The following is a 22,324-nucleotide window of genomic DNA, read 5'->3' on the forward strand; positions in this document are numbered from 1 at the left end:
GATTTATATCAAAGGTGAATTTATAGCTAAAAAGAAAGATGCTATTTTTATTAATTAATTTGAAATACTGTTATTAACAACTAATATTTGAGTTAAATTTCATATGAAATTTAAAATAAATCACAAAATTTTAAAATTAGAGAAACAAGGAAATTAGAAAATTGTTATATAACATTTAGTGATAAGTTATAGTGACAAATCCTAATTCTTATTTGCTCCAATCTATCTTACTCCCTTTGCCCTAATACATATTGGTCATTAAGATGGATTGCCACTATTCTTCTGTGAATTGTATTATTTTTTCTTATGAATTGACTGTTGTGGTGCTTATGCCAGCTTACTGTTTTTTCAATTTCTCTATTTCGATTATCAGATATACAAGGGGGATCATCAGCAGCAAAATCATAGGATCGAGAGGTATCCGGTTTGAATTTTAAATCCGGAGGATAATGAGCCAATACAGGATAAGATAAAAATACAAACAAAAATATGACTATGTTCTTTAACATAAGCATTTAACCTCTGCAACCGGTATCACTACCTTTCTCGGTTTTAACCCCATGCCAATCCCTAAACCAGACAATGGTTTAACGCTCTGCTATCTATATAACGATACAACGGAAAATGAAACAATTTCTTTATATATTTTATTTATCCCAACCACAATTCGACATAATATACTAACAAATTAGGATATGAAAAAATCAATAATTAATTATTTAATAATAGTCAGTGCTCAACAATTACACCAAATATATATTATCGTTACTGAGGTAACCATTTAACTATTTTTCCGATATCTTGATATTATTCATGTGATAATGATATAAAATGCAATCAATTGAAAATATGAATATATAAATACTATACAGATTACATATTACACAGCCGAATGATTACTCTTTTCCCTAATTTTTGTTATAGTGCCCTGACCCTCAATCTAGCTGCCAAAACCCATTGTCGCATTAAAATAGGTAACACATGACCCGTAGTCGCCCACTAACTATACTTATACTCAATATGCTTGGTTTCGCCCTGTTTTTCTCATGGTATTTACCTGAGAATCACGGCTTTTGGTTTCATATTGACTCCGCCATTTTTCATTACTTTAATGAAAAACTACTGCCAAATTCAAAATTTGCATTATTTGTCGCTATCGTAAATATAAGAGCATTTGACGTCATCTCACTCTTATGTATGGGTTTACTTTATTATAGCGCATTTCGTAAACAAAATTACGCAGGCAAACGTCGTCTTTTTATGATTGGTCTGGTCATGCTGATAACCGCCGTGATCATAAATCAGATTGGTCATCAGATCCCCGTTAGTCGTCCAAGCCCGACTTTAACATTTGAAAACGTCAATCGTGTAAGCGAAATGACAAGCTGGCATACCAAAGATGCTTCCGGTGATAGCTTCCCGGGGGATCACGGGCTGATGCTACTAATTTTTAGCTGTTTTATCCTTCGATATATTTCCCGTGGGGCATTCTTTATCGCTTTACTGATTATGATCGCTTTTGCTCTCCCTCGTATTATGGCTGGTGCGCATTGGTTTACAGATATTGCTGTTGGTTCATTATCACTCACTTTAGTTGGAGTGAGCTGGGCATTATTGACTCCTCTGAGCGACACTTTGGCCGATTGGTTAGATAAAAAATTACCGCATATCGGTCGTACTCGCTAAAAAGATAATCATTATCGGGGAGATACTCACTATCTCTCCGATAATATAGACTTTTTCTCCAACGGAGAAAAAACAAACAAAATAATTCTAACCTATTAGTTTATAATCTAATTTTTTGTAAATAATTATTTTTATCTCTCGCTTTTTTCTCACGGTTTCTGTACTCTTCCGCTAGTCCTTTTTATTAAAATACTCCTTTTGTAAAGATATTAATAAAATGTGTAGCTTCACACACTTTAGGGACGAAAAGTTTGTCAATTCGCTACTTTATACTAGCCTTTAGAGCGTTTAGTGTTTTTGTGGTGGCGATAAGTCACATTAAGGACTGCAAGGGAAATTAATATAATGGTCAAATCTCAACCAATACTGAGATATATATTGCGGTTTATTCCCGCAATTATCGCGGCAGTGGCACTGACCGCATGTAGTTCTCCAGATTCCCAGATACGTAGTAAAAAAACTGAAACTCAGACCGTAAACGGTCAGAACAGTCAAAAGCATTTTCTCCTGCAAACATCTCAGGATGAATTTGAAACATTGGTTAAAAATCTGGATATCAAATCTAAGATCCTTAACCAATACGCAGACTGGAAAGGAGTTGCCTATCGGCTCGGTGGTAATACGAAACGTGGCATTGATTGTTCAGCCTTCGTACAACGTACCTTTCATGATCAGTTCGGTATGGCGTTACCTCGCTCTACATCAGGGCAACAAAGTATAGGTCAGACAGTTAGCCGTACCAAATTAAAAGCGGGTGATTTAGTACTCTTTAAGACAGGTGTTCACCGGCGTCATATCGGTATCTATATAGGTAATAACCAGTTTGTGCATGCTTCCACCAGTAGTGGTGTCATGGTTTCCAAATTAACGGATAATTATTGGAACAAACGCTATTACGGTGCACGCCGTGTTTTAGCAGATGATCTTAAGGCCTCAATATAGCTTCTTTTTCTACCCTATATTTTCTCTTGCAGTATAAAAAACGCCTCCATTCGGAAGCGTTTTTTATTCAGTTATTATTCATTAAAGTGGGTAAAATGCTGTTATATTTTCAGCAATTGCAGCACCTAATGTCTTCAGCCGACATATCACTGCACTTTCATCCTCTCGAGCAAAAAACAAACACGGCTCACCTTCCCACTCAATTACCGCACTTATTATTTGCATATCAGAAATAGACTGATGTATATCATGCAAGATACTCCATGCATGTTCGCCTTCATGGCTTAACAATTTCAGTCCCATCAGGGTATTTCCTATATCTGCCTCTTCTTCTGGCAAGATTTCAACTCTTGTCCCGACAAAACCAGATGACCACCGATAACTTTGCGGCAGTCTGTGTACTACCGAAAGTTGAATATTATTCACGTATTATTCCTATCAGAAACAACATTAATACATCTAACCACCAGTTGTTGGCTACCGACTTCTCAAAACCGAGTAACCACCCAACAAAAAAGTAAATAAAAAGTTAAAACAAAAATTACAACATCACACTTTTTTCGTCTTTTATTTAGAAAAAAATGAGATCAAACTCGCACTTTGTATATATTTATACTGTTCTGGTAAAAAATTCAACTTATTTTTATGTAAGGCAGCAACTTTTTATTCAAGATTTGTTTACAAACCGATATTTTTTCTAACGATAAAACACGATAATATTTTTACAATATCCTTTCATTACATATGGTTAGTAAAGAACAAAATGTTTACCATATAGAGTCATATATTTAACATTTTTAAATTAACAAAAAACAAACAAAATGGAGCGATTTGGCATCATAAAATTAACACCCAGCCATATTTGACTATCTTTTCATTCGATAGATCTACTTATCTAATAAATAAAAATTAACATATAGCCAGATTCTTGGGATATTTTTGCTTCTGAGTTAAGAACTATCTGCTTTAGAAGGAAAAACTCAGATACTGATATAGCAGCTCGATTTCATGAACAGACCATGAAAATGTGATTTAAGAAACCGTAGATACAGTTATATACACAACGGATTTCAAGGTGCGTCTCGACGACAAAAAGAGAGACAATTTCGTCAGGAACGAATTTATCCAGCTAAAAGCAAGACTCTCAGTAATCTCCGGGAATATAGATAACCGTATATTGATAAAAACAGTGACTGAGGTGAACGAGCACAGCCAACAAAGAAGCAACTTGAAAGGTGAAATCTATGGAAATAAGAAACCACCTTGTACAACCGGTGGTTTCTATTAATTATGTGATTATTTTATTGTTTTGCTCTACTCGCATAGACAATCAATGCCATTGCTAATATCACGCATAAAGCCATTGAGCCGACCATCGGCCAGGCACTTTTTTCAGGAGCATAAGATAAAATTGCTCCAACCAAAGCAGCAATACTGAAACGTAAAGTTCCTGATAATGATGCGACCGTTCCGGCCATATGGGGATAGCCATCCAAAACAACCGCCATTGAGTTAGATGTAATCAAAGAAATACAACTAATATAAATTGCAACACCCAATACCAAAGAAATAAAGCCCAAATCCAGCATCGTGCTGAATAACAACCATAACCCCATAAGAAATTGCACGAACACGCCAAATTTCAGCATATTCAATGCACCATATTTACGGACAAATTGGCTATTGATAGTTGTCATAACAAACATAAAAATGATGTTCAACCCGAAATAATAGCCAAAATGCTGCACAGGGACACCATTCAGTTGAATATAAACAAATGAGCCAGCACTGAGAAAAGAAAACATCCCGGCAAAAGAAAAACCACTTGCCAAAATGTAGCACAAGACCTGACGCTGCCTAAACAGCATCACAAACTGCCCTAGAGTAACTTTTAAGTTAAAACGCAGCCTTCTCTCTTTAGGTAATGTTTCCCTGATAAAAACCGCTACTAGCAATGCCGCTATAACAGCCGCAATTGCAATGGACCAGAAAATAGCATGCCAGTTAAACCACACCATCATTATTCCACCCAGCATAGGAGCCAGTAGCGGAGCAATAATCATAACCAGCGTCACAAATGACATACTGCGAGAAAATTCATCTTTGGTGAATATGTCACGCATTAAAGCATTGATCACAACACTGGCAGCGGCGGCTGCAAAACCGTGCAAAAACCGCATGGAAATAAAAGTGTCAATATTTTGAGCCAGAGCACATGCGGCAGAAGATATTGCAAAAACAGTCACTCCACCCAAAATAACAGGCTTACGCCCCAAACTGTCAGACATTGGCCCATAAACTATCTGACCAATAGCAAACCCTAAAATATAGCTGTTCAGGGTCATTTGTACTTTGCCATCACTGACGCCGAAATCAGAGGCTATTGTTGGCATACTCGGCAAATACATATCAATTGCCAATGGCATCAGCATAGAAATTAGCCCAAGAATAAGGACTAACCCCAAATAAGATAATCGTTGTTGTTGCACGCGTTTTTTCCCAAAACAACTTGATAAAATAGACAAAAATTAAGCTGTTGGCATGTTTATGCTCTTGATTTCATTCTCTGTCAGCATCCTGTATTCACCGGGCTCTAAATCAGGATCCAGATAGATATCACCGATGCGCTCACGATGGAGTTCAACGACATGGTTTCCAACAGCAGCGAACATTCTTTTTACCTGATGATACCGCCCTTCGCTGATAGTCAGACGTACAAGCTGAGGCTCGATAATCTCTAATTTGGCGGGCTTCGTCAGTGTTTTTTCCCCATTCAACAGAATACCTGAGAGAAATTTTTCTTCAGTATCCCCTGAAATCGGGTTCTCCAATGTCACAAGATAAGTTTTTTCACAATGATGTTTAGGTGACGTGATGCGATGTGACCACTGCCCATCGTCAGTCAATAAAACTAAGCCTGTTGTATCAATATCCAACCGTCCTGCTGAGTGTAATTTATGGGCAACAGGCTCATCAATAAAATATAAAATTGTCGGATTGGCGGGATCATCAGTCGAGCACACATATCCCTGTGGCTTATTCAGCATAAAATAACGTGGGCCATCTAATTGCTCCAGTACCGTTCCTTCATAAGCAACAGTCTGCTCAGGTTTCAGTTTATATGCCCCTGTTTTAATAATTTCATTATTGATAGTAACCCGTCCAGCTCGTAATTCACGCCCAACATCGTTACGGCTGATACCTAATTGTTGTGATAAAAATTTATCCAATCGCATGTATAGCTATACCTAACAAAAAATAATCTAAAAAAATCGCAAAAATGACTTTAAGCCTACTACTGAATGACAAGATTAAACAGATAATTTATAGCGTAATTATAAAATCAATAAATAGAACAGACAAAAGTGCTATTCTCTCTGTCAACGATTTTTACCCGATATCCGTGGCAGTAATATAACAATGGCTTTTACCTTACGCCCTTATCAGCAAGAAGCGGTAGATGCGACCATCCACCATTTCCGCCAACATAAAGAACCCGCAGTGATTGTCTTACCTACTGGAGCAGGTAAGAGTCTTGTTATTGCTGAGCTGGCAAAGCTGGCTCATGGTCGGGTTTTGGTTCTGGCACATGTTAAAGAACTTGTTGCACAAAACCATAGTAAATATTGTTCATATAATCTAACGGCTGATATTTTTTCTGCCGGACTGCACCAAAAACAGAGCGAAGGGAAAGTCGTTTTTGGTAGTATTCAGTCTATTGCCCGTAACTTAGATCGTTTTAACCATCAATTTTCACTGCTAATTATTGATGAATGTCATCGGATCAGCGATGACGAAAATAGCCAATATCAACAAATTATCCAACAACTCCAAAAAAATAATCCAAGGCTGCGCATTCTTGGTTTAACTGCTACTCCTTACCGTTTAGGTACTGGCTGGATATATCAGTATCACTACCACGGCATGATCCGCGGCGATGAAAATTGCTTCTTTCGTGACTGTATTTATGAGCTTCCGTTGCGCTATATGATAAAGCATAATTTTCTCGTTCCTCCGGAAAGACTGGATATGCCCGTGATGCAGTATGATTTCAGTCAGGTACGCACCAGCCAGCAGGGTATTTTCAATACAGCTGAATTGAATCGGGAAATTAAGCGACAAAAGCGCATCACACCACATATTGTCAGGCAAATTATTGAGTATGCAGAAGATCGGAAAGGCGTCATGGTTTTCGCAGCCACAGTTGAGCATGCTAAAGAAATATCCCTATTACTCCCGGCAGAACAAGCTGCATTAGTCAGTGCCGATACACCAGGACATGAGCGAGATCTCTTGATCAACGCATTCAAAAAGCAGCAGTTACGTTATATGGTCAATGTTGCTGTTCTGACAACGGGATTTGATGCCCCCCATGTTGATCTTATTGCGATATTACGCCCGACGGAGTCCGTGAGTCTTTATCAACAAATCGTTGGGCGGGGGCTGCGTTTATTTCCTGATAAAAAAGAGTGTTTAATCCTAGATTATGCAGGCAATCCTCATGACCTCTATACACCAGAAGTCGGAAGCCATAAGCCCGACTCACAAAATCAGCCGGTGCAGGTATTCTGCCCTCTCTGCCAATTTGCCAATACCTTCTGGGGAAAATGTACCGCAGAAGGTGACATAATTGAGCACTTTGGACGCCGCTGTCAGGGATGGGAAGAAGACGAGAATGGAAAACGGCATCAGTGTGATTTTCGCTTTCGTTTTAAATCGTGTCCGCATTGCGGCACAGAAAATGACATAGCAGCCCGACGTTGTCATCACTGTCAGGAAATACTCGTTGATCCTGATGATATGCTAAAAGCGGCACTTAAACTCAAAGATGCTCTGGTACTGCGTTGCGGGGGTATGCAGCTAACGCCCGGTAATGACAACAAAGGCGAATGGCTCAAGATTACTTATTATGATGAAGACGGCGCAAATGTCTCTGAGTTATTTCGTTTAACAACACCAGCCCAGAAAAAAGTGTTTGAACTTCAATTTATACGCCACCATCAGCGTGCGCCGGGGGTTCCTTTGCTCTGGAAAACTGCGGGCGATATCGCACAACAACTTCCTTTACTGCGACATCCTGACTTTGTTGTAGCCCGGAAAAAAGGACAATTCTGGCAAATTCGGGAAAAAATATTTGATTATCAGGGCCGCTTCCGCCGGGCAGATGATCTGTATTAAATGACACAATTACTGACAGCAGAGTACTTTATATTTGCTGTCATACCGGTTTTTCGTTAAAATGCCGCCCGCTTAGCGTAATACATAATGTTAAGCCAAATATCGAACCTGCTGCTGGGTCGCCTGTAGCAGGATTTATTTTCTTCTTTTATAGAGAAAAAATGATGTTAACTATTAATGCAGAAGTACGTAAAGAGCAGGGTAAGGGTGCGAGCCGCCGCCTGCGCAGAGCTAACAAGTTTCCAGCAATCATTTATGGTGGTAACCAAGAGCCAGTTTCTATCGAACTGGATCACGATGCAGTTATCAACCACGAAAGCAAGCCAGAATTCTACGAAGTTCTGACTCTGGTCGTTGATGGTAAAGAAACTAAAGTTAAAGTGCAGGCAGTACAGCGTCATCCGTTTAAACCTAAACTGACGCACATTGATTTCCTGCGTGCTTAATTAGCCAGAATCGAGCTTTTATCGGGACGCCGAGTAAATAACGCCGCATTTGCGGCGTTATTTATTTCTGGCTTTTACGAAAACTTTAACCTTAAAACTGACAACATTAGCGATTATTACTGCCACGACGTTGCAACTGATCCCGCAGATTTGGTGGCGTACCCTTAATCGTCAATGTATCCGTCGCAGGATCCCAGAAAATTCTTTCTCCAAGTAACATGGCATCAAAGTTAATCGTTAACCCGCCACCACTACCGGCAAATTTAGTCAATTGGCGCAATGTGCTACGATCTGCCGGGAAGCTCTCTTCCAAGTCGTAGTTTTGATCTTGGGAAAACTGCTGAAAGCTCTGTTCACCTAATGGTGGTAATTCCTGCGATAATTCTTGCAGTTTAATCTCTTCGCCCGCCTGTAACTGCTCATTGCAGTAACTGTAAACCTGTTGTCGATAAGCCTGTCGCTCATTTTTATCAAGCTGAGCAGATTCGCAATAATCATCCACTGCCTGCAATAATCCTTTATTCTGCACCTTGGCATTCATTCCTTCACTGGCGGCCAGAAAATCCATAAAAAAGTCAGATACCTTGCGCCCTACCCGACCTTTCAGGAAAGTCAGATAGCGGCAGGATTCAGGATTAGTTTCCCATTCTGTCAAATCAATTCTGGCAACGATATCAGCATGTGGGATATCAAGATATTGTGTCGTATTGACATCCAGAGCCTCATCGACTGAAGTACTACTACAGCTATTCAGCACTGCGATTAACAAATACTCCACAGCCAAATATCGATATTGGCAAAATAATACCGTGCCACCTTCTGCAAACGGGTATTTTATCAGTTCATCTTTCAGACGAACGGTCGCCGCCCGGCTGAAACCTAAAAAATCTTCATTTCCCTTGCGCTGATGGCGAAGTGATTCAGCCAGCTCACTTTCATCACTGAACACACCATAAGCCTTGCTTTTAGCGCTATACACGCGATGTAATTCAGCCATCATCTCTTCGACTACCTGATTGGTATCCAGCAGAGAATCCCGCAAAATCACTTCCAGTGTTTGTTCGTCACGTTTAATCAACTGATGTAACGCGATCTGGGTAATTTCCAGACTCATTATTTCTACTCCTTTTACAGCACTGACCTTCTGGGTATTGCAGTTAGCGGCGTATTCAAACACTGTTCCTTCTCTGCTGCAACCAAAAAACCCAATGATGGAAAAGTGTTCACAATTTAATTATTCGCGTTCCCCATATCACAGGCTAAAATGAGGCAGCAGGCACAAGAATGGCAACAATTTGTACAATAAGGAAATTAAATTGTCATAAAAAAGCAGAAAATAGCCCCTCTATACGGTAATATATTGGGCTTTGTACATTCAGGATATTTGAGTCATGCCACAGTCATCTCGCTACAGCGATGAAAAAGTTGAACATTTATTAGCTGAACTAGTAAGTGTTTTCGAAAAAAACCACGTGCCAACCGATCTTTCATTGATGGTTTTAGGCAACATGGTCACGAATTTGATCAACACGAGTATTGCACCAGCCCAACGCAAACATATCGCAAACTCGTTTGCACACGCGTTACAATCTTCAATTAACGAAGATAAAGCGCATTAATTTTTCCATTTAAAAATTAACGTAAGAAATTATGGTGACTAACCGCCAGCACTATCGCGAAAAAGTTTCTCAAATGATCAGTTGGGGGCACTGGTTCGCTCTGTTCAATATCGTGTTCAGTCTTGTGCTGGGCAGTCGCTATTTATTCGCATCTGACTGGCCGGGTTCACTGTTTGGTCGCATTTATGCGCTGGTCAGTTGGCTCGGTCATTTTAGCTTTATTGTTTTTGCCGCTTATTTACTGGTGTTATTTCCGCTGACATTTGTTGTGATGTCACAGCGTTTACTGCGATTTCTTTCCGCAGCTCTGGCAACAGCAGGGTTAACATTACTGATATTTGACTCTTCCATTTATGTGCGTTTTCACCTGCACCTAACACCATTGGTATGGGATTTGGTTACTAATCCCGAGCAGGGTGAACGGGCAAGAGAATGGCAATTGATGTTCATCTGCATTCCGCTTATTTTTCTGGTGCAGATGCTATACGGAACCTGGAGCTGGCAAAAATTACGCAGCCTGAATCGGCAAAAACTCGGTAAACCTGTGGCGGCTATCTTTATCACAGCTTTTGTGGCCTCCCATATGATGTATATCTGGGCAGATGCTAATTTCTATCGCCCTATCACCATGCAACGCTCAAATCTACCGCTTTCATACCCAATGACAGCGCGTAAATTTCTTGAAAAACATGGTTTGCTGGATAAGAACGAATATCAGCGCCGTATTAGTCAGCAGGGAAACCCAGCTGCTCTGACCATTGAGTATCCATTGAATAATCTGTCTTACCGCGATAGCGGCCGCGGTTATAATTTATTATTGCTGGTTGTGGATAGTCTGGATAATGGTGACATTACAGCAAATAAAATGCCATTTCTTGAGCACTTCACAAAGAGTAACATTCAGTTTACTCAGCATTTTAGTACCGGTATGAAAAACGACACTGCACTGTTCGGTTTATTCTACGGTATATCATCAAGCTATCTGGATAGTATTCTTAATAGCCGAAAACCCTCAGCACTTATTGATGCCTTAACTCACCAAAAATATCAGTTTGGTCTTTATTCATCAGATGGATTCCAAACACCTCTTTATAGGCAGGCTATTTTAACCGATTACTCGCTTCCCTACGAAGCTAACCCAAATGACAACCTGACTGTAAAGCAATGGCAGCAATGGCTAAATTCACGTAATAATACTACACCGTGGTTCTCATTTTTAAACCTTAATGGTATTTCTCCTTCGTCAATTCAGTTTGATAAGAAAACACTGGATACTGAAATCAATCACGTTTTAGATACGCTGAAAAATAAAGATATTCTGGACAACACTATTGTTGTTATTACTGCTAAGCATGGCAGCACCATCACAAACAGCGATCCAAGGTGGTTTATCGGTGATAAATTTAATCGTAAGCAAATGCACGTTCCATTGATCATTCACTGGCCGGGAACACCTGCACAAGTTATTAACAAACTGACCGGTCATCAGGATGTTATGACTACATTGATGCAGCGTTTATTGCACGTAAGCAACTCACCTGATGATTACTCTCAGGGAGAAGACCTGTTCAGAGGTCAAAGAAATATTCCGTGGCTCATTACCGGTGAGAACGGTTCACTGATCGTGACAACGACTGAAAACACAATTTATCTTTCCAAAGATGGGGATTACCATCTGTACGACTCAGATGGCAATGAAATCCAGAACGCAAAACCGAACCTTACTCAGCTATTACAAATACTAACTGAAATCAAACGATTTTTAGCAAACTAATTGCCGAAAAATCAATCACTCACTAAAGAAGGGACTTGCTTTGCAAATAAAAAAAGGTACTATAAGCAAAGTCATCGGCATGTAGCGCAGCCTGGTAGCGCACCGTCATGGGGTGTCGGGGGTCGTAGGTTCAAATCCTATCATGCCGACCAAATTTCCCTAGAAAAACCAACCTATTATGGTTGGTTTTTTTATGGGTAGAATTTCGAGGGGGAATAATGGGGGAAAAACTAGGGAATAACCCTCAATAAAAAAAGCCTCTTTTTTGAAATGAAGGAAATCATATTTTGATTATTTCCTCACTCAAATTTACCCGCCTATCTATTCCCTAACTTTTGTGCTTTACAATTGCGATGAATGGTCATCAGTTTAATTTTTTTATTGCTTTGCTTCACTCCGGCTGTTCAGGCCAGACGATATCGGGAGCAGTGGAACAATCCACCCGGTTGAGCAGGACACGGTATTTTTTCCAGACAAGCAATGCCGCTTTCTCTTCTTTCGTCGCCATATCGAGGTCAACGGCGTCCTGCCAGATATCAATTTTTTCTCTGGCAAGGCGCAGTAAGCGTCGTTTTTCCGCTTCCGCTTCTTGCTGTAACTCTTCCTCGGTGAGTGGGGGCATTTTCCCCCACATAGGCAACCCATCCGGCCCGGCCACGCGAATTTTCTCGCGTGAGGGGGGCGTAAGCGCAAATTCCCGATACATCGGGTCACTGACTGCAATGCCATCATCAGGCCAACTGCCCGCATCAAGGTAATGCTGTTTCCAGTCAACCGGATAAAAACCATTCGTTTTAGCACTGTAAATATACACCTTAATACCCCTCCGCTGACCAGAATACCCCATTACATTTTTCACTCGGGATGACGGTAAAGCCACTTTTGGTTACTCCCCCGACAGACAACATCACCTGTCCACTGACCCGGATATGTGCCACTGTCACACTCGTACATTCCCTGAAAAACTGAGTAGGAAAAGTGACGACCGTTGTTCCGACTGAATCGCCTTCCCTGCCCAGATACCCCCACTGGCGGGTATAGCCAGTATCACTATCCCGCCACCAACCGACAGGCTCTAATAACCCGACATTCTTTTGGCGACTGAATCGGGCATCGGATTCCGATTTGGAATACACCTCGTCTTTCGTGTAAACGGCTGATTTGGAATAGACTTCATCGGCCATCGCCACCATGCCTGATTTTTTCGGTAAATACACCACATTAATATTAGTCTGATCAGGTTCTCGGTATCCTATCGCACAGATGGCTTTGCTGTCATGAGGGGTAGCCGCCCGTCGAATCGGCATATTCCTGAGAATACTTAAACTTTCCACCTTGGGATAAATACACGATATTGTCTGAAATCTGGTTCAGGATGCCGTTAAAATCGCGACCACTGGGGGGTAAACCGCCTGCGGTGACAGGCATCATGGTAATTTGCGGGAAGCCGGTATCCCATGTGGCCTTTTGACTGGGCAGGTCTGATTTGTGATTCGCAGGGATCGCGTCTTTTTGCCCGTTCTGCGCGAAGGGCTTAGGGATTAAATTAGGGTTTTTCATTGTTCACCTTATTGTGCAAAAGCGGCCTGACCGAAAGGCTGAAAACCTGTTCCGTAGAAGCCGAAAAATTCACCCGCGGGCAGTTCTGCAATAGAAATCTGAACCCCTGACGGATGCGGTAAGATGTGATGGTGGTAAATCAGGTTCTTTTCTAATTCCGATAGCCGGTATTCAAAAACATACCGGGCGGTCATGTGATCGGTGATCAGGTAATAAGCCCGGCCTGTAAAAATACGACTTTTCAGGAACCGGTTAATATTCGGAGCGGTGGCATACAGAATGTTCGAATACGCTTTCATTAAAATCACGTCCCGATAAGTGGAATCATCCATCTTGTAGGACATATCTGACGCCCCACCGCTATAAAACGGTGACTGGTCGAATGGTGTGTACTTCTCTGTCTCCTTAAAGCCGAAATAATCCGCATTCGGATCGGGTATCGATAAATCTCTGCCTATCCCGACAATCCGCCCCCATATATCCAGCCCGAACCCTTTTGCTGTAAGCACATTAACAGCCAGATGATAGAACTCATCCGTATTGGCTCTGGGATCGACAGTATCATTGAAATTATTGAGGATGGTGCAGATAGTCGGGCTATTGGCGTACTGGCTCAGGAAGGTGTCTTTTATCTCAATCATGACGTTATCCTTATGTCATCCACCGATAACACCGGAAACTCATCAATACCAAACTCCAGATAGTTAGCTACCGCCTCGCCTTTTCTGTCCACCTGAACCGCAATCAATCGCTCAGTCGCAGCCTGGGCCACAACACAAATGTAATCACTGGCAATCAGTTTCTTGGCAATGCGACCTTTTCCCCGACCTGTGGTGAATTCATTCATGACCGCCTGACGGGTGGCTTCTTTGTCCTGATGGGTTAATTTCAACTTGTCTTCAAAGGTGATAATAAACTCCACCGGGATGTGGTGAGGCCGGATAAATGTCACCTCATAACGGGGTGGCATATAAGGGAAATTTTCTGTGTCCTCGTATTTGACCGTATTATTGCCCACAAACGAGCAGCCAGACCCGGCTTTACTCAGAATATGCCGGGCAATCTCATTATCATCGCCCCCCACGACAGACACTGCGATGGAGTTGCGAATTAACGGATAATTGGTGAACCCTACGGTTTTTGTTTCGTTAGAGGGATTATCAATAACGTAACAGTCGATCACGCCTTTGATATTGCCAACCGCACCCCGTGTCGCGGCATTAGTATTTTTGGCATTGACCGCCACAGACTGCTGTCGTCTTAGCTCAAATTCCTGTCGGGATTCCGCCTCTTTACCCACAATGGCGGCCTGTTTATTGATAACTGAGTCTACCCCCGCAACAGCCTTCACAATGCGATTAATGGACTCGGCAGCCGCTTCAATTCGTCCAATAACATCACAGTAAACATGTACCGTGACCAGTCCATCATCACCGATTGTGACTTCCGTCTGCGTACTCCACGTCCTCCCGGCATTATCAGCCACCTGAAAGCCAACTGGGATAGCCGTATTGACCAGCCCATTAACCGTGATCTCAGCAACAGACTTGGTAGCCTGCTTGCGTTGCAGGAAATAAATATACCCCAGCGCGTCCTGCATCATGCCGTCAGCGTAACGAGGGTCAAAGCTGTTCAGGAGATGGATAAAGAAGTTACGTTCGTCGGTGATAATCGCAGTTAGCGTCGTCACTAACTGACCTTGCGGGGTGTTCATGTCGGTATTGAGATTGTCACCAAAGCACCCTTTAAGCACCTGCCACCAGCCGTCAATGACTTCCTGTGTGGGTGGCGCTAATATCCCCTGCGGAGTGATTTGTAATGTTGGGATCATAGTTCGATGGCTCCCTTGTATCCGTTAATGTCCGTAAAAAGTATTCGTCCCCTGACCACTCTGTCATTGGCAGTGCTGAGTTCCGCTGTAGCTGACAACACGCCCTCGACAGACATCGCTGCATCCTCTAAATACTTGCGGTACATCGCCAGTGAGTAGCGGTTCTTACCCAATATTTCCTCCAGATACGGAATGCCCTCACCCTGTGAGTAATACAGGTCTTTCACAAAGACCCGGCAGGCATTAGCCACTGACTGCGCTCTGGCGTACTGATCTGAGGCCATAGCAATGTTGCCCGCCGCATCGAGAGTTAAATCCCATGTGGCAGGCATTAGAAATAATGTCCGCATGATTACGCCTTCTGATTAGGTGGACTGGTATTAGAGCCTTGCCCGTGTTCGGGGTGAGTATGGCGGTTATAGATTTCACGCATACCAGCCATTGACTGGCTATTGATGGTTGTGTTGTCGGTAATATTGCTCTTGGCCTGAATGGTACTGGTCGTCTCAACCGGCGCATCCAGTACAATTTTAGTGGCTTTGACGTTCACTATCCCCGTGGACACGATGTCCATTCCGCTCTCCAGAAAATGGATAAACTGGCTCGGCGTGCCATTCAGCAAGCCACCGAGATAGAGACTGTCTGCCATATCGTATTTGCGTTTACTGCCCGGTGGCGCTGAATTCTTGGTTCTCTTCACCTTCGAGATATCCCGACTGGCGGTAAAACAAAAGCCCAAATCCCCCACCTTCGGGTCAAGAATAACGGCGTTTTCACCACCCTGATAACGAAAATACGGCACATTGTAGACGGTGGCATTCTGGTAGATATTGCCTGCGCCATCGACCTGTTGCACCAGAGGCAGGATATCGACATACCCCACCGGGCCAACCCCGCCGCCGTGGATTTTCTCTATCCGGCAAATAGTCACGGTGCCCATTCTGCCAATCAGCGACCAGATAATGGCTTCCTGACTGAGTGCCCCGCCTGCGGTAGTTTGTGGGTCATAAAGTAATACCCGTTCACTTCTTGATGGCGGCATAGTTTTCTCCTCGTCGGCTGGCTGAGACTTCCATCGCCCACTGCGCGGAATCCTGCTCGGTTTCTAATATTGTCCTGATACCAAAGACCAGCCAGTCCCCGTTACATATTTTTATCAGACTGTCAGTAATACGGACGATACCGCCAAACCGGACAAGGGGGTCATAGAAACACTTGAACTGCACGCCGAGATTGGTTGGTACGGGGTAACTGATTAGGCCTGTTTCCGGTGAGATAACCGGTATTTTTAAGGTACGCCGGGGGCTGTCCTTATAGGTGATGGCCACGTTTTTGTCTTCGATATACACATCCAGATTGGCGGCATGGGCCAACTGGCGGATTTTATCGATATCCGTGTTATGCAGATACGGATCGGAGACTTTTACGCTCACTCCGTTAGACTCAAAGGTGTACCCCATACGCTGGCAAATCGTTGCGATGATAGCGGCAACATCGTGTTCGCCCTCGTAGCTTTCGGCATTCACCCCCTGCATTTTATCCAACACCGCCGTTTGCGACTCAATCACCAGTGATGCATTGGGCGCATCACCAAAATCAGGGTAGGCAAACGTGATATAGCAGAATCATATTAATATGACATAATATCTGGATTCACATAACAAAGGATAAAGTGCGATGGGCTACAGCCTGGACTTTCGAAAGCGAGTATTGGCATACAAAGAAAAGTATTCGTTGACATTCGAACAAACGAGTCACCATTTTGATATTTCTATGCGGACCTTATTTCGGTGGTGTCACAAAATAGAACCCTGTGTGACACGGAATAAGCCGCCCACGAAAATCAGTGATGAAGCGCTTCTCACCGATGTCCAAAATTATCCCGATGATTATCAATGGGAAAGAGCAAAACGCCTGGGTGTTGCGCAGTCTGCTATCCACTACGCCTTGAAACGGCTGAAAATAACGGTCAAAAAAAACGCTAAGGCACCCCAACGCTGACGCTCAGGCCCGTCAGGCTTTTATCGAACGTATCGGCCACTATAAGCAAGCGGGGAAACCGATTGTTTATCTTGATGAAAGCGGTTTTGCCCAGTCTATGCCTCGCACACACGGCTATTCGGCGAAAGGGCGGCGCTGCTTTGGGACACACGATTGGCAGGCCAAAGGCCGCATCAATGTCATTGGTGCGATCCTCAAAAAGACCTTCGTGACCTTAAGCTTATTTTCGGGAAGCATTAATGCAGATGTCTTTCATGCTTGGATGACACAAGACTTGCTGCCCAAGCTCCCAAGCGGCGCCGTGATTGTCATGGATAATGCCTCCTTCCATAAACGGCATGACACGATAAAAGCGGTAGCAGACCACGGTTGCCTGTTGGAATGGTTACCCCCTTACAGCCCGGATTTGAATCCCATCGAACCGAAATGGGCTGAAGTCAAAGCGATAAGACGGCGAGAAAGGTGTTCAATTGATGAACTGTTTATGACGTATGTGAGTTATGTCTAATTATTTTGATTCAGCTATACCACCTCTGAAGACCTGTGACAGCGCCTCACCTTCCTCTCCGGCCTCAATGGTCATCATATTGCAAAGCGCCTCAAAATTGCCCCACTTTTTGCGCAGTAGCTTCTCCATCGTCTCTATAGGCAGGCCATAGGCTTTCACCCGCGCATAAGGCGTGATTGCCCCGTTGCCGTAGTTAATTTCGGCGTTAATGCGTAGCCCGGTGGCGGAGAGTTTATTCTGGCTGGCTGAGGTGAAAGATTCGTCTTTACCTGAAAGCGTGAGCGTGATTTTGATAACTTTTCGATTAAATTTCATCGTTCCATACCAGTTTATAGCGAGAACCCAGTCCGGTGTATTCCGGGTCAGTATTCCCTTCAATGTCCACAAAAACCAGCCATCGACAGATATACGACAGATTCCGGCAGAAGCGGTTACATACCAGATACTCGCCGTTATTTTGTACCGTGGCGAAAATATTTCCCAATCGGCTCTCTAGTGTTAGATCGATTAAGTCTGTACCAATCGTGAATGAGGTTGTTTGGTTGGGTATGGGGGATAAGGTAATTTCAATAAGCATTAAATGTAGTAGTTCAAACTTGATCTGACAGTCACCCATTTTGATTTAGTGCCTGTCAGATTAAATTCGGGTTAGATTTTTTTCAGCCCAAATTGTTTTTCCTTCCAATAATGTCTCTATTGGTGTGCGACCACAACATATTTTCCCTTGATGAGTGCGATGATAATTGTAGTTATCTATCCATTCATCCAGATCCGTTTGCAACTCATTGAGTGACATGTACAGTTTCTTTCTGAAGGTGATTTGGTAAAACTCGTTCAAAATGCTCTTATGGAAACGTTCACAGATGCCGTTTGTTTGGGGGGAGCGGGCCTTTGTTTTTGTGTGGTCGATATCATTGACGACCAAATAAAGCTGATAGTCGTGGTATTCGACACGGCCGCAATATTCTGTTCCCCTATCTGTCAAAATTCTTAGCATCGGTAATTGATGCGATTCAAAGAACGGCAGCACTTTGTCATTCAGTATATCTGCCGCCGTAATCGGTGTCTTGGTCGTATAGAGTTTGGCAAACGCCACCTTACTGTAGGTATCGACAAACGTCTGCTGGTAAATCCGACCTATGCCTTTCAACGTCCCCACATAGAACGTATCTTGAGACCCCAGATAGCCAGGATGGACAGTATCGATTTCACCGCAGACCTCATCATCCTGCTTCTTTCTCTCCAGAGCTACCACTTGGGCTTCTGTCAAGATAATCCCCCGTCTCAGCCACGTGCTTTTCGAGTGCCCGTAAGCGCTTTTTAAAGTTTTCAAGATCGTGCCTTAACCAAATAGAACGCACTCCGCTGGGTGAGACAAATATCCCGACTTTACGCAGTTCGTTACTGGTTCTCACTTGTCCGTATGCTGGGTAATCAATCGCATATTTGACCACCGCTTGCTCTGTTTCTGGATCGACCCTGTTTTTGAGGTTGGGTGTTCTTCTACTCTGGTTGATAAGTGCATCAATACCACCGGCTTCAACCAATTCTTGATAACGGTAAAACGTGTCTCGTGATACGCCCATGACTTTGCAGGCTTGGGAAACATTGCCCAGCTCCCTAGCAAGATTGAGAAGACCTGCTTTGTGTTTAATGATGGGATTGCTAGTATGTAGCATGAGGGTTACCTCTTAGTTTCTTTGATTTAAGATTCAGCACCTTTAATCAAAGCGGGTAACTCTCTTCTTTTCAAATCGAAGTGTCAGATCTCATCTGAACTAATACACATTAAAAGAACCCTCCGCCATTAATTTGTTGCCGCCCCATCTCTAGAAATTGCTTACCACTATCAAGGGCTTTTCCTAGTGCACCACCCACTTTCCCAATAAAATCGCCAGTTTTCTTTAATGTTGTTTTTTCCTTACCTGTAGCGTTATTGGAATTATTATTCACCTGAGCTTCCACTTTCTGTGTCTGGTCACCGGTGTCTTTCTTTTTGGCATCATCCGGGTTCTTCACTTCCTCTTTGTCATACTTGATTTTCACTTCCCTGACCTCTTCCAGATGCATATTGACCTTAATCAGCGTAGTGCCGTCTTTGGCTTCCCGTGCAAGGTCATAGCCGACAATGGCAGCATTGATGTAGACAAATTCCGGCGTGACCACATGAAATTTCAATGTGCTTTTCGCTAATATCTCAAGCTGAGACAGGAAAGCACCGCGCTCTAATGTGCCACCTGAGCTTTTGCTTAACTGAACCGTCACTTTGTAAGGCTCACCGACCTTGTTATAAGAAGCAAATGAGCCGTTCTCTATCGGAGCACTCACTACCCGATACTGGTTCTGGTATTGCAGGGATATCACGCTATCTGCCAGCAAAAGAGGGATGCCATACTGATTGAATATTCCCCAGTAGTTGCCGAACAATGTATTTATTAACGCTGCACCACCCAGGCTAATCCCAGCATCAATTGCAGCGTTGGGGATACCCTTCCAGTTAGGGATATCTGGCTTTCCAAACATAGTTCACCCCGTTTTTTGGATGTAAAAAAACCGCAATTAAGCGGCCTTAGAAATGAAAAACCCGCCGAAGCGGGTTGTAATGAGTTAACTACTTATCGTGCAATACGTTCACTGGCTATTTTATAGGCTTTCGAATCTTCCCGTTTACCGACTGCTATCACCCAAATCACAATCTCTTCATCTATCACCTGATAGACAAGGCGAAATCCAGAAGCGCGAAGTTTGATTTTAAAACAACCAGCTAGATCACCGTGCAATCTGGCAGACTCAATATAAGGGTTATCCTGTAGCTTCCGCAGTTTCTTTTTAAACTGCTCACGGATACTACCATCCAGCTTTTGCCATTCCTTTAAAGCACGTTCGTCAAACTCAATGTTAAATTTCATCGAGATTTACCCGGATACGTTTAGCGGGGGTTTTTAGCCGCTCACGTACAACATCAAGAATGTCCTCATCTTCATCTTGCTCTGAGACCATCACGGACACTTCTGTAAACGGTAGTTTCTCATTTTCTGCCACATAGCGCAGGAAGAGTCGCATAGCATCGGAAGGAGAAAGATTCATTTTTTCCAATGCCTGATAAGCACTCTTTTTAAGTTCTTCGTCCACTCTGATCTGAATTGTGCTCATAGTATCACCATGTGTAATTACGTTTGTATTACATTGTATGTTATTTAAGCTATGATGCAATGGATTTTGAGAGAATTTATGCCGTCCGTGGCTTAGTATTAGTCGCTAAAGCAGTTCAGATAAATCGATACCATACACTGCTAACCATGCTGCGGCAGGCCATGACCTCACCTTACCAAATCGTTCATCAGGTACAGTATGAGGCTCTATTTTGTTTTCCTTACACCATTTCCTTAGAGGGTACCATTGAAACTTTCTTTTCGTTGCTCTCTCAACGGCTAATACTGTTGCGCGGTTTTTACTTTCACCTAGACGCTCTGCTAGTTTATTTTTCTCACGAACTGCCGCTGAAGCTGTCGCCATTGCTGTTGCTTCTCGTTTATTACCAATCCATGCTTTTGTTTCAATAGCTTTGTTACGCTCTGCTGTAATTATTGCTTTCTCTTTTTCGGATTTAAGAAGAGATTCCAGCGCTTCAATATAGTTACCGGGTAAAATTGCCTGTGGCATTTCACCACGAACACGGAAATAAGTTTCTTCCAGTAACTCGTAATAGTCCCAAGCCTGATCAGTTTCAAGCATCTTGGCATGGCGTGACGCACCGCGCTCTGTCCAGAGATAGAGCTTTACTGTGTATTTATTAACCACAGGACTTACTGTCGGTTGGTTGATTATTGACCTAAATTCTCGGAGTTCGTCACCATCAAGGAGGAAGTAATGCTTCCCTTCTTGAAAGCGGATTTCATTGCGTTTATAGTTTTTTTGGATGTTGTCCTTGTCAGTTCCATACCCCGCAGCTAATAGTTCGGTCGTAATAACTCTCTGCTCACGATAAACGATAACAGGAACATGGCTATTCTGGTTCGTAACAACGGCTGACTGATTTGCTAAATTCATATTTAACATATTTGTTTTCTCCTTTTAATAGGACGCCAAAAGCCAGTAGCGAAATACTGGCTTTTTTATTTGGTTTAATTGTGAAAAAAACATGCAAAAACGACCGATGCAAAATAATTGCATAGGTTAATTGTGGAATTTTAGATTTTGGGATAAATAAAGATTAGCGTTTCCGCTTAAGTCATAGAATTATTAATTCGTGTTATAATTTATATATGAAAATATAATGAACGCATTTACACTAGGATGGTTTGTGCTTTTTCAGCACTGCGATATTAAAGAACGAAGACTCCCCACACGGGCGGGGCATTAATTGTAATTAGCAAATCTTTTTTAGAGGACGGCTTGCTCCAAGAAAGCCTAGAGCATTCAGGTATAGTGTGTACTTTGTCAGCACACCCAAATTGTTCAAAGAGCGATATTCAATCGAATATAAGCTAGCACACGCTAAGGTAATATTCCACCAACAAAAAAGCCCCGTAGGGGCTTTAAAGCCATCCGTGGCTCAGTATTACCATTTGTTAACTAAATAGCTTATATGGACACCGACCTAATTCAAGTCTATAAGAATATTTTTCTGACAAAAGTAGTCGCAAACATATATTCGGCTTCAAAGAGCCCTGATGAAAATCCGCCCTCTCTGTCCTCATTATTTCAACAGTCTTGGTAGACTGAGCTATTTGCCAGGTTCACAGAGAGTCGGTACTACCTGTCAGTACATCTACTACT

General features: G+C 42.7%; 27 protein-coding genes, 1 tRNA gene and 1 pseudogene. 9 read left to right on the forward strand and 20 right to left on the reverse strand.

Annotation, left to right across the window (positions count from 1 at the left end):
• Positions 1-227: 227 nt before the first annotated feature.
• Positions 228-509, reverse strand: coding sequence for a hypothetical protein (locus AACX68_RS18255; protein WP_228860037.1), 282 nt, complete (start codon positions 507-509; stop codon positions 228-230).
• 472 nt (positions 510-981) lie between these two features.
• Here AACX68_RS18255 and AACX68_RS18260 point away from each other — a divergent pair, with 472 nt between their 5' ends.
• Entirely contained in the window at positions 982-1,686 is a 705-nt protein-coding gene (locus tag AACX68_RS18260) for a phosphatase PAP2 family protein (protein WP_228860038.1), read from the forward strand.
• A gap of 345 nt (positions 1,687-2,031) precedes the next feature.
• Positions 2,032-2,628: a bifunctional murein DD-endopeptidase/murein LD-carboxypeptidase gene (gene mepS, locus AACX68_RS18265; protein ID WP_228860039.1), complete on the forward strand. Its 597-nt coding sequence runs from the start codon at positions 2,032-2,034 to the stop codon at positions 2,626-2,628.
• Positions 2,629-2,709: 81 nt separating this feature from the next.
• Here the strand turns inward: mepS and AACX68_RS18270 are convergent, their stop codons facing one another.
• The 3 genes from AACX68_RS18270 to rsuA all read right to left on the reverse strand — a co-directional run bounded on the left by AACX68_RS18270 (position 2,710) and on the right by rsuA (position 5,864).
• On the reverse strand, positions 2,710-3,054 hold the full coding sequence (locus AACX68_RS18270) for a YejG family protein (protein WP_099122964.1): 345 nt from the start codon (positions 3,052-3,054) through the stop codon (positions 2,710-2,712).
• A gap of 875 nt (positions 3,055-3,929) precedes the next feature.
• A complete protein-coding gene (locus AACX68_RS18275) occupies positions 3,930-5,117 on the reverse strand; it encodes a Bcr/CflA family multidrug efflux MFS transporter (protein WP_339389377.1) in 1,188 nt (395 codons plus the stop codon).
• Between the two features lie 39 nt (positions 5,118-5,156).
• Positions 5,157-5,864 (reverse strand): 16S rRNA pseudouridine(516) synthase RsuA, encoded by a 708-nt coding sequence (gene rsuA, locus AACX68_RS18280; RefSeq protein WP_228860040.1) that lies wholly within the window; start codon positions 5,862-5,864, stop codon positions 5,157-5,159.
• 184 nt (positions 5,865-6,048) lie between these two features.
• Between rsuA and AACX68_RS18285 the strand changes: the two genes are divergently transcribed.
• Positions 6,049-7,806 (forward strand): DEAD/DEAH box helicase, encoded by a 1,758-nt coding sequence (locus AACX68_RS18285; RefSeq protein ID WP_228860041.1) that lies wholly within the window; start codon positions 6,049-6,051, stop codon positions 7,804-7,806.
• A gap of 164 nt (positions 7,807-7,970) precedes the next feature.
• Complete coding sequence (rplY, locus tag AACX68_RS18290; protein WP_047679702.1) at positions 7,971-8,252, forward strand: 50S ribosomal protein L25; 282 nt, start codon at positions 7,971-7,973, stop codon at positions 8,250-8,252.
• Positions 8,253-8,358: 106 nt separating this feature from the next.
• On the opposite strand, the gene yejK is transcribed toward rplY, so the two are convergent.
• Positions 8,359-9,366 (reverse strand): nucleoid-associated protein YejK, encoded by a 1,008-nt coding sequence (yejK, locus tag AACX68_RS18295; RefSeq protein ID WP_228860042.1) that lies wholly within the window; start codon positions 9,364-9,366, stop codon positions 8,359-8,361.
• Between the two features lie 277 nt (positions 9,367-9,643).
• On the opposite strand from yejK, the gene AACX68_RS18300 reads away from it, so the two are divergent.
• From AACX68_RS18300 to AACX68_RS18310, 3 genes are all read left to right on the forward strand, one after another.
• Entirely contained in the window at positions 9,644-9,871 is a 228-nt protein-coding gene (locus tag AACX68_RS18300; protein WP_099110991.1) for a YejL family protein, read from the forward strand.
• 31 nt (positions 9,872-9,902) lie between these two features.
• On the forward strand, positions 9,903-11,645 hold the full coding sequence (gene yejM / locus AACX68_RS18305; RefSeq protein WP_228860043.1) for an LPS biosynthesis-modulating metalloenzyme YejM: 1,743 nt from the start codon (positions 9,903-9,905) through the stop codon (positions 11,643-11,645).
• A gap of 75 nt (positions 11,646-11,720) precedes the next feature.
• Positions 11,721-11,797: transfer RNA gene (locus AACX68_RS18310), tRNA-Pro, on the forward strand.
• A 239-nt stretch (positions 11,798-12,036) separates the two neighbouring features.
• Here AACX68_RS18310 and AACX68_RS18315 read toward each other — a convergent pair.
• The 8 genes from AACX68_RS18315 to AACX68_RS18350 are packed head-to-tail and all read right to left on the reverse strand — an operon-like array spanning position 12,037 to position 16,652.
• On the reverse strand, positions 12,037-12,459 hold the full coding sequence (locus AACX68_RS18315; RefSeq protein ID WP_228860044.1) for a tail fiber assembly protein: 423 nt from the start codon (positions 12,457-12,459) through the stop codon (positions 12,037-12,039).
• Position 12,460: 1 nt separating this feature from the next.
• Positions 12,461-12,952 carry a gp53-like domain-containing protein gene (locus tag AACX68_RS18320; protein ID WP_228860045.1) on the reverse strand — a complete coding sequence of 164 codons (492 nt, stop codon included), beginning with the start codon at positions 12,950-12,952 and terminating at the stop codon, positions 12,461-12,463.
• Positions 12,921-13,205 carry a hypothetical protein gene (locus tag AACX68_RS18325; protein ID WP_228860046.1) on the reverse strand — a complete coding sequence of 95 codons (285 nt, stop codon included), beginning with the start codon at positions 13,203-13,205 and terminating at the stop codon, positions 12,921-12,923. The genes AACX68_RS18320 and AACX68_RS18325 overlap by 32 nt, the downstream gene beginning before the upstream one ends.
• A gap of 8 nt (positions 13,206-13,213) precedes the next feature.
• On the reverse strand, positions 13,214-13,846 hold the full coding sequence (locus AACX68_RS18330; RefSeq protein ID WP_228860047.1) for a DUF2612 domain-containing protein: 633 nt from the start codon (positions 13,844-13,846) through the stop codon (positions 13,214-13,216).
• Complete coding sequence (locus tag AACX68_RS18335; RefSeq protein ID WP_228860048.1) at positions 13,843-15,036, reverse strand: baseplate J/gp47 family protein; 1,194 nt, start codon at positions 15,034-15,036, stop codon at positions 13,843-13,845. Before AACX68_RS18335 ends, AACX68_RS18330 begins: the two co-directional genes overlap by 4 nt.
• Entirely contained in the window at positions 15,033-15,386 is a 354-nt protein-coding gene (locus AACX68_RS18340) for a hypothetical protein (RefSeq protein ID WP_228860049.1), read from the reverse strand. The genes AACX68_RS18335 and AACX68_RS18340 overlap by 4 nt, the downstream gene beginning before the upstream one ends.
• Before the next feature lie 2 nt (positions 15,387-15,388).
• Complete coding sequence (locus tag AACX68_RS18345; protein WP_228860050.1) at positions 15,389-16,078, reverse strand: phage baseplate protein; 690 nt, start codon at positions 16,076-16,078, stop codon at positions 15,389-15,391.
• Positions 16,059-16,652 (reverse strand): baseplate hub protein, encoded by a 594-nt coding sequence (locus tag AACX68_RS18350; protein WP_445286299.1) that lies wholly within the window; start codon positions 16,650-16,652, stop codon positions 16,059-16,061. Before AACX68_RS18350 ends, AACX68_RS18345 begins: the two co-directional genes overlap by 20 nt.
• A gap of 61 nt (positions 16,653-16,713) precedes the next feature.
• On the opposite strand from AACX68_RS18350, the gene AACX68_RS18355 reads away from it, so the two are divergent.
• Positions 16,714-17,037 carry an IS630 transposase-related protein gene (locus tag AACX68_RS18355; protein ID WP_228860052.1) on the forward strand — a complete coding sequence of 108 codons (324 nt, stop codon included), beginning with the start codon at positions 16,714-16,716 and terminating at the stop codon, positions 17,035-17,037.
• 31 nt (positions 17,038-17,068) lie between these two features.
• Positions 17,069-17,545 carry an IS630 family transposase gene (locus AACX68_RS18360; protein WP_228860059.1) on the forward strand — a complete coding sequence of 159 codons (477 nt, stop codon included), beginning with the start codon at positions 17,069-17,071 and terminating at the stop codon, positions 17,543-17,545.
• Here the strand turns inward: AACX68_RS18360 and AACX68_RS18365 are convergent, their stop codons facing one another.
• The 7 genes and pseudogenes from AACX68_RS18365 to AACX68_RS18395 form a co-directional block, all read right to left on the reverse strand.
• The gene (locus AACX68_RS18365; protein ID WP_228860053.1) at positions 17,546-17,860 is read right to left on the reverse strand and encodes a hypothetical protein; all 315 of its coding nucleotides are present in this window, start codon (positions 17,858-17,860) and stop codon (positions 17,546-17,548) included.
• Positions 17,850-18,161, reverse strand: coding sequence for a phage baseplate plug family protein (locus AACX68_RS18370; RefSeq protein WP_228860054.1), 312 nt, complete (start codon positions 18,159-18,161; stop codon positions 17,850-17,852). The genes AACX68_RS18365 and AACX68_RS18370 overlap by 11 nt, the downstream gene beginning before the upstream one ends.
• Before the next feature lie 21 nt (positions 18,162-18,182).
• A pseudogene (locus AACX68_RS18375) lies at positions 18,183-19,224 on the reverse strand (IS481 family transposase).
• A 109-nt stretch (positions 19,225-19,333) separates the two neighbouring features.
• Positions 19,334-20,068, reverse strand: coding sequence for a phage baseplate protein (locus tag AACX68_RS18380; RefSeq protein WP_228860055.1), 735 nt, complete (start codon positions 20,066-20,068; stop codon positions 19,334-19,336).
• 92 nt (positions 20,069-20,160) lie between these two features.
• Positions 20,161-20,454, reverse strand: a complete 294-nt coding sequence (locus AACX68_RS18385; RefSeq protein WP_228860056.1) for a type II toxin-antitoxin system RelE family toxin — start codon at positions 20,452-20,454, stop codon at positions 20,161-20,163.
• Complete coding sequence (locus tag AACX68_RS18390) at positions 20,444-20,698, reverse strand: type II toxin-antitoxin system RelB/DinJ family antitoxin (protein ID WP_099121323.1); 255 nt, start codon at positions 20,696-20,698, stop codon at positions 20,444-20,446. Before AACX68_RS18390 ends, AACX68_RS18385 begins: the two co-directional genes overlap by 11 nt.
• Positions 20,699-20,803: 105 nt before the next feature.
• Positions 20,804-21,595: an ORF6N domain-containing protein gene (locus AACX68_RS18395; RefSeq protein WP_228860057.1), complete on the reverse strand. Its 792-nt coding sequence runs from the start codon at positions 21,593-21,595 to the stop codon at positions 20,804-20,806.
• Between the last annotated feature and the right edge of the window lie 729 nt (positions 21,596-22,324).

Source organism: Xenorhabdus sp. PB61.4 (assembly GCF_963894935.1).
GTDB classification, from domain to species: domain Bacteria; phylum Pseudomonadota; class Gammaproteobacteria; order Enterobacterales; family Enterobacteriaceae; genus Xenorhabdus; species Xenorhabdus stockiae.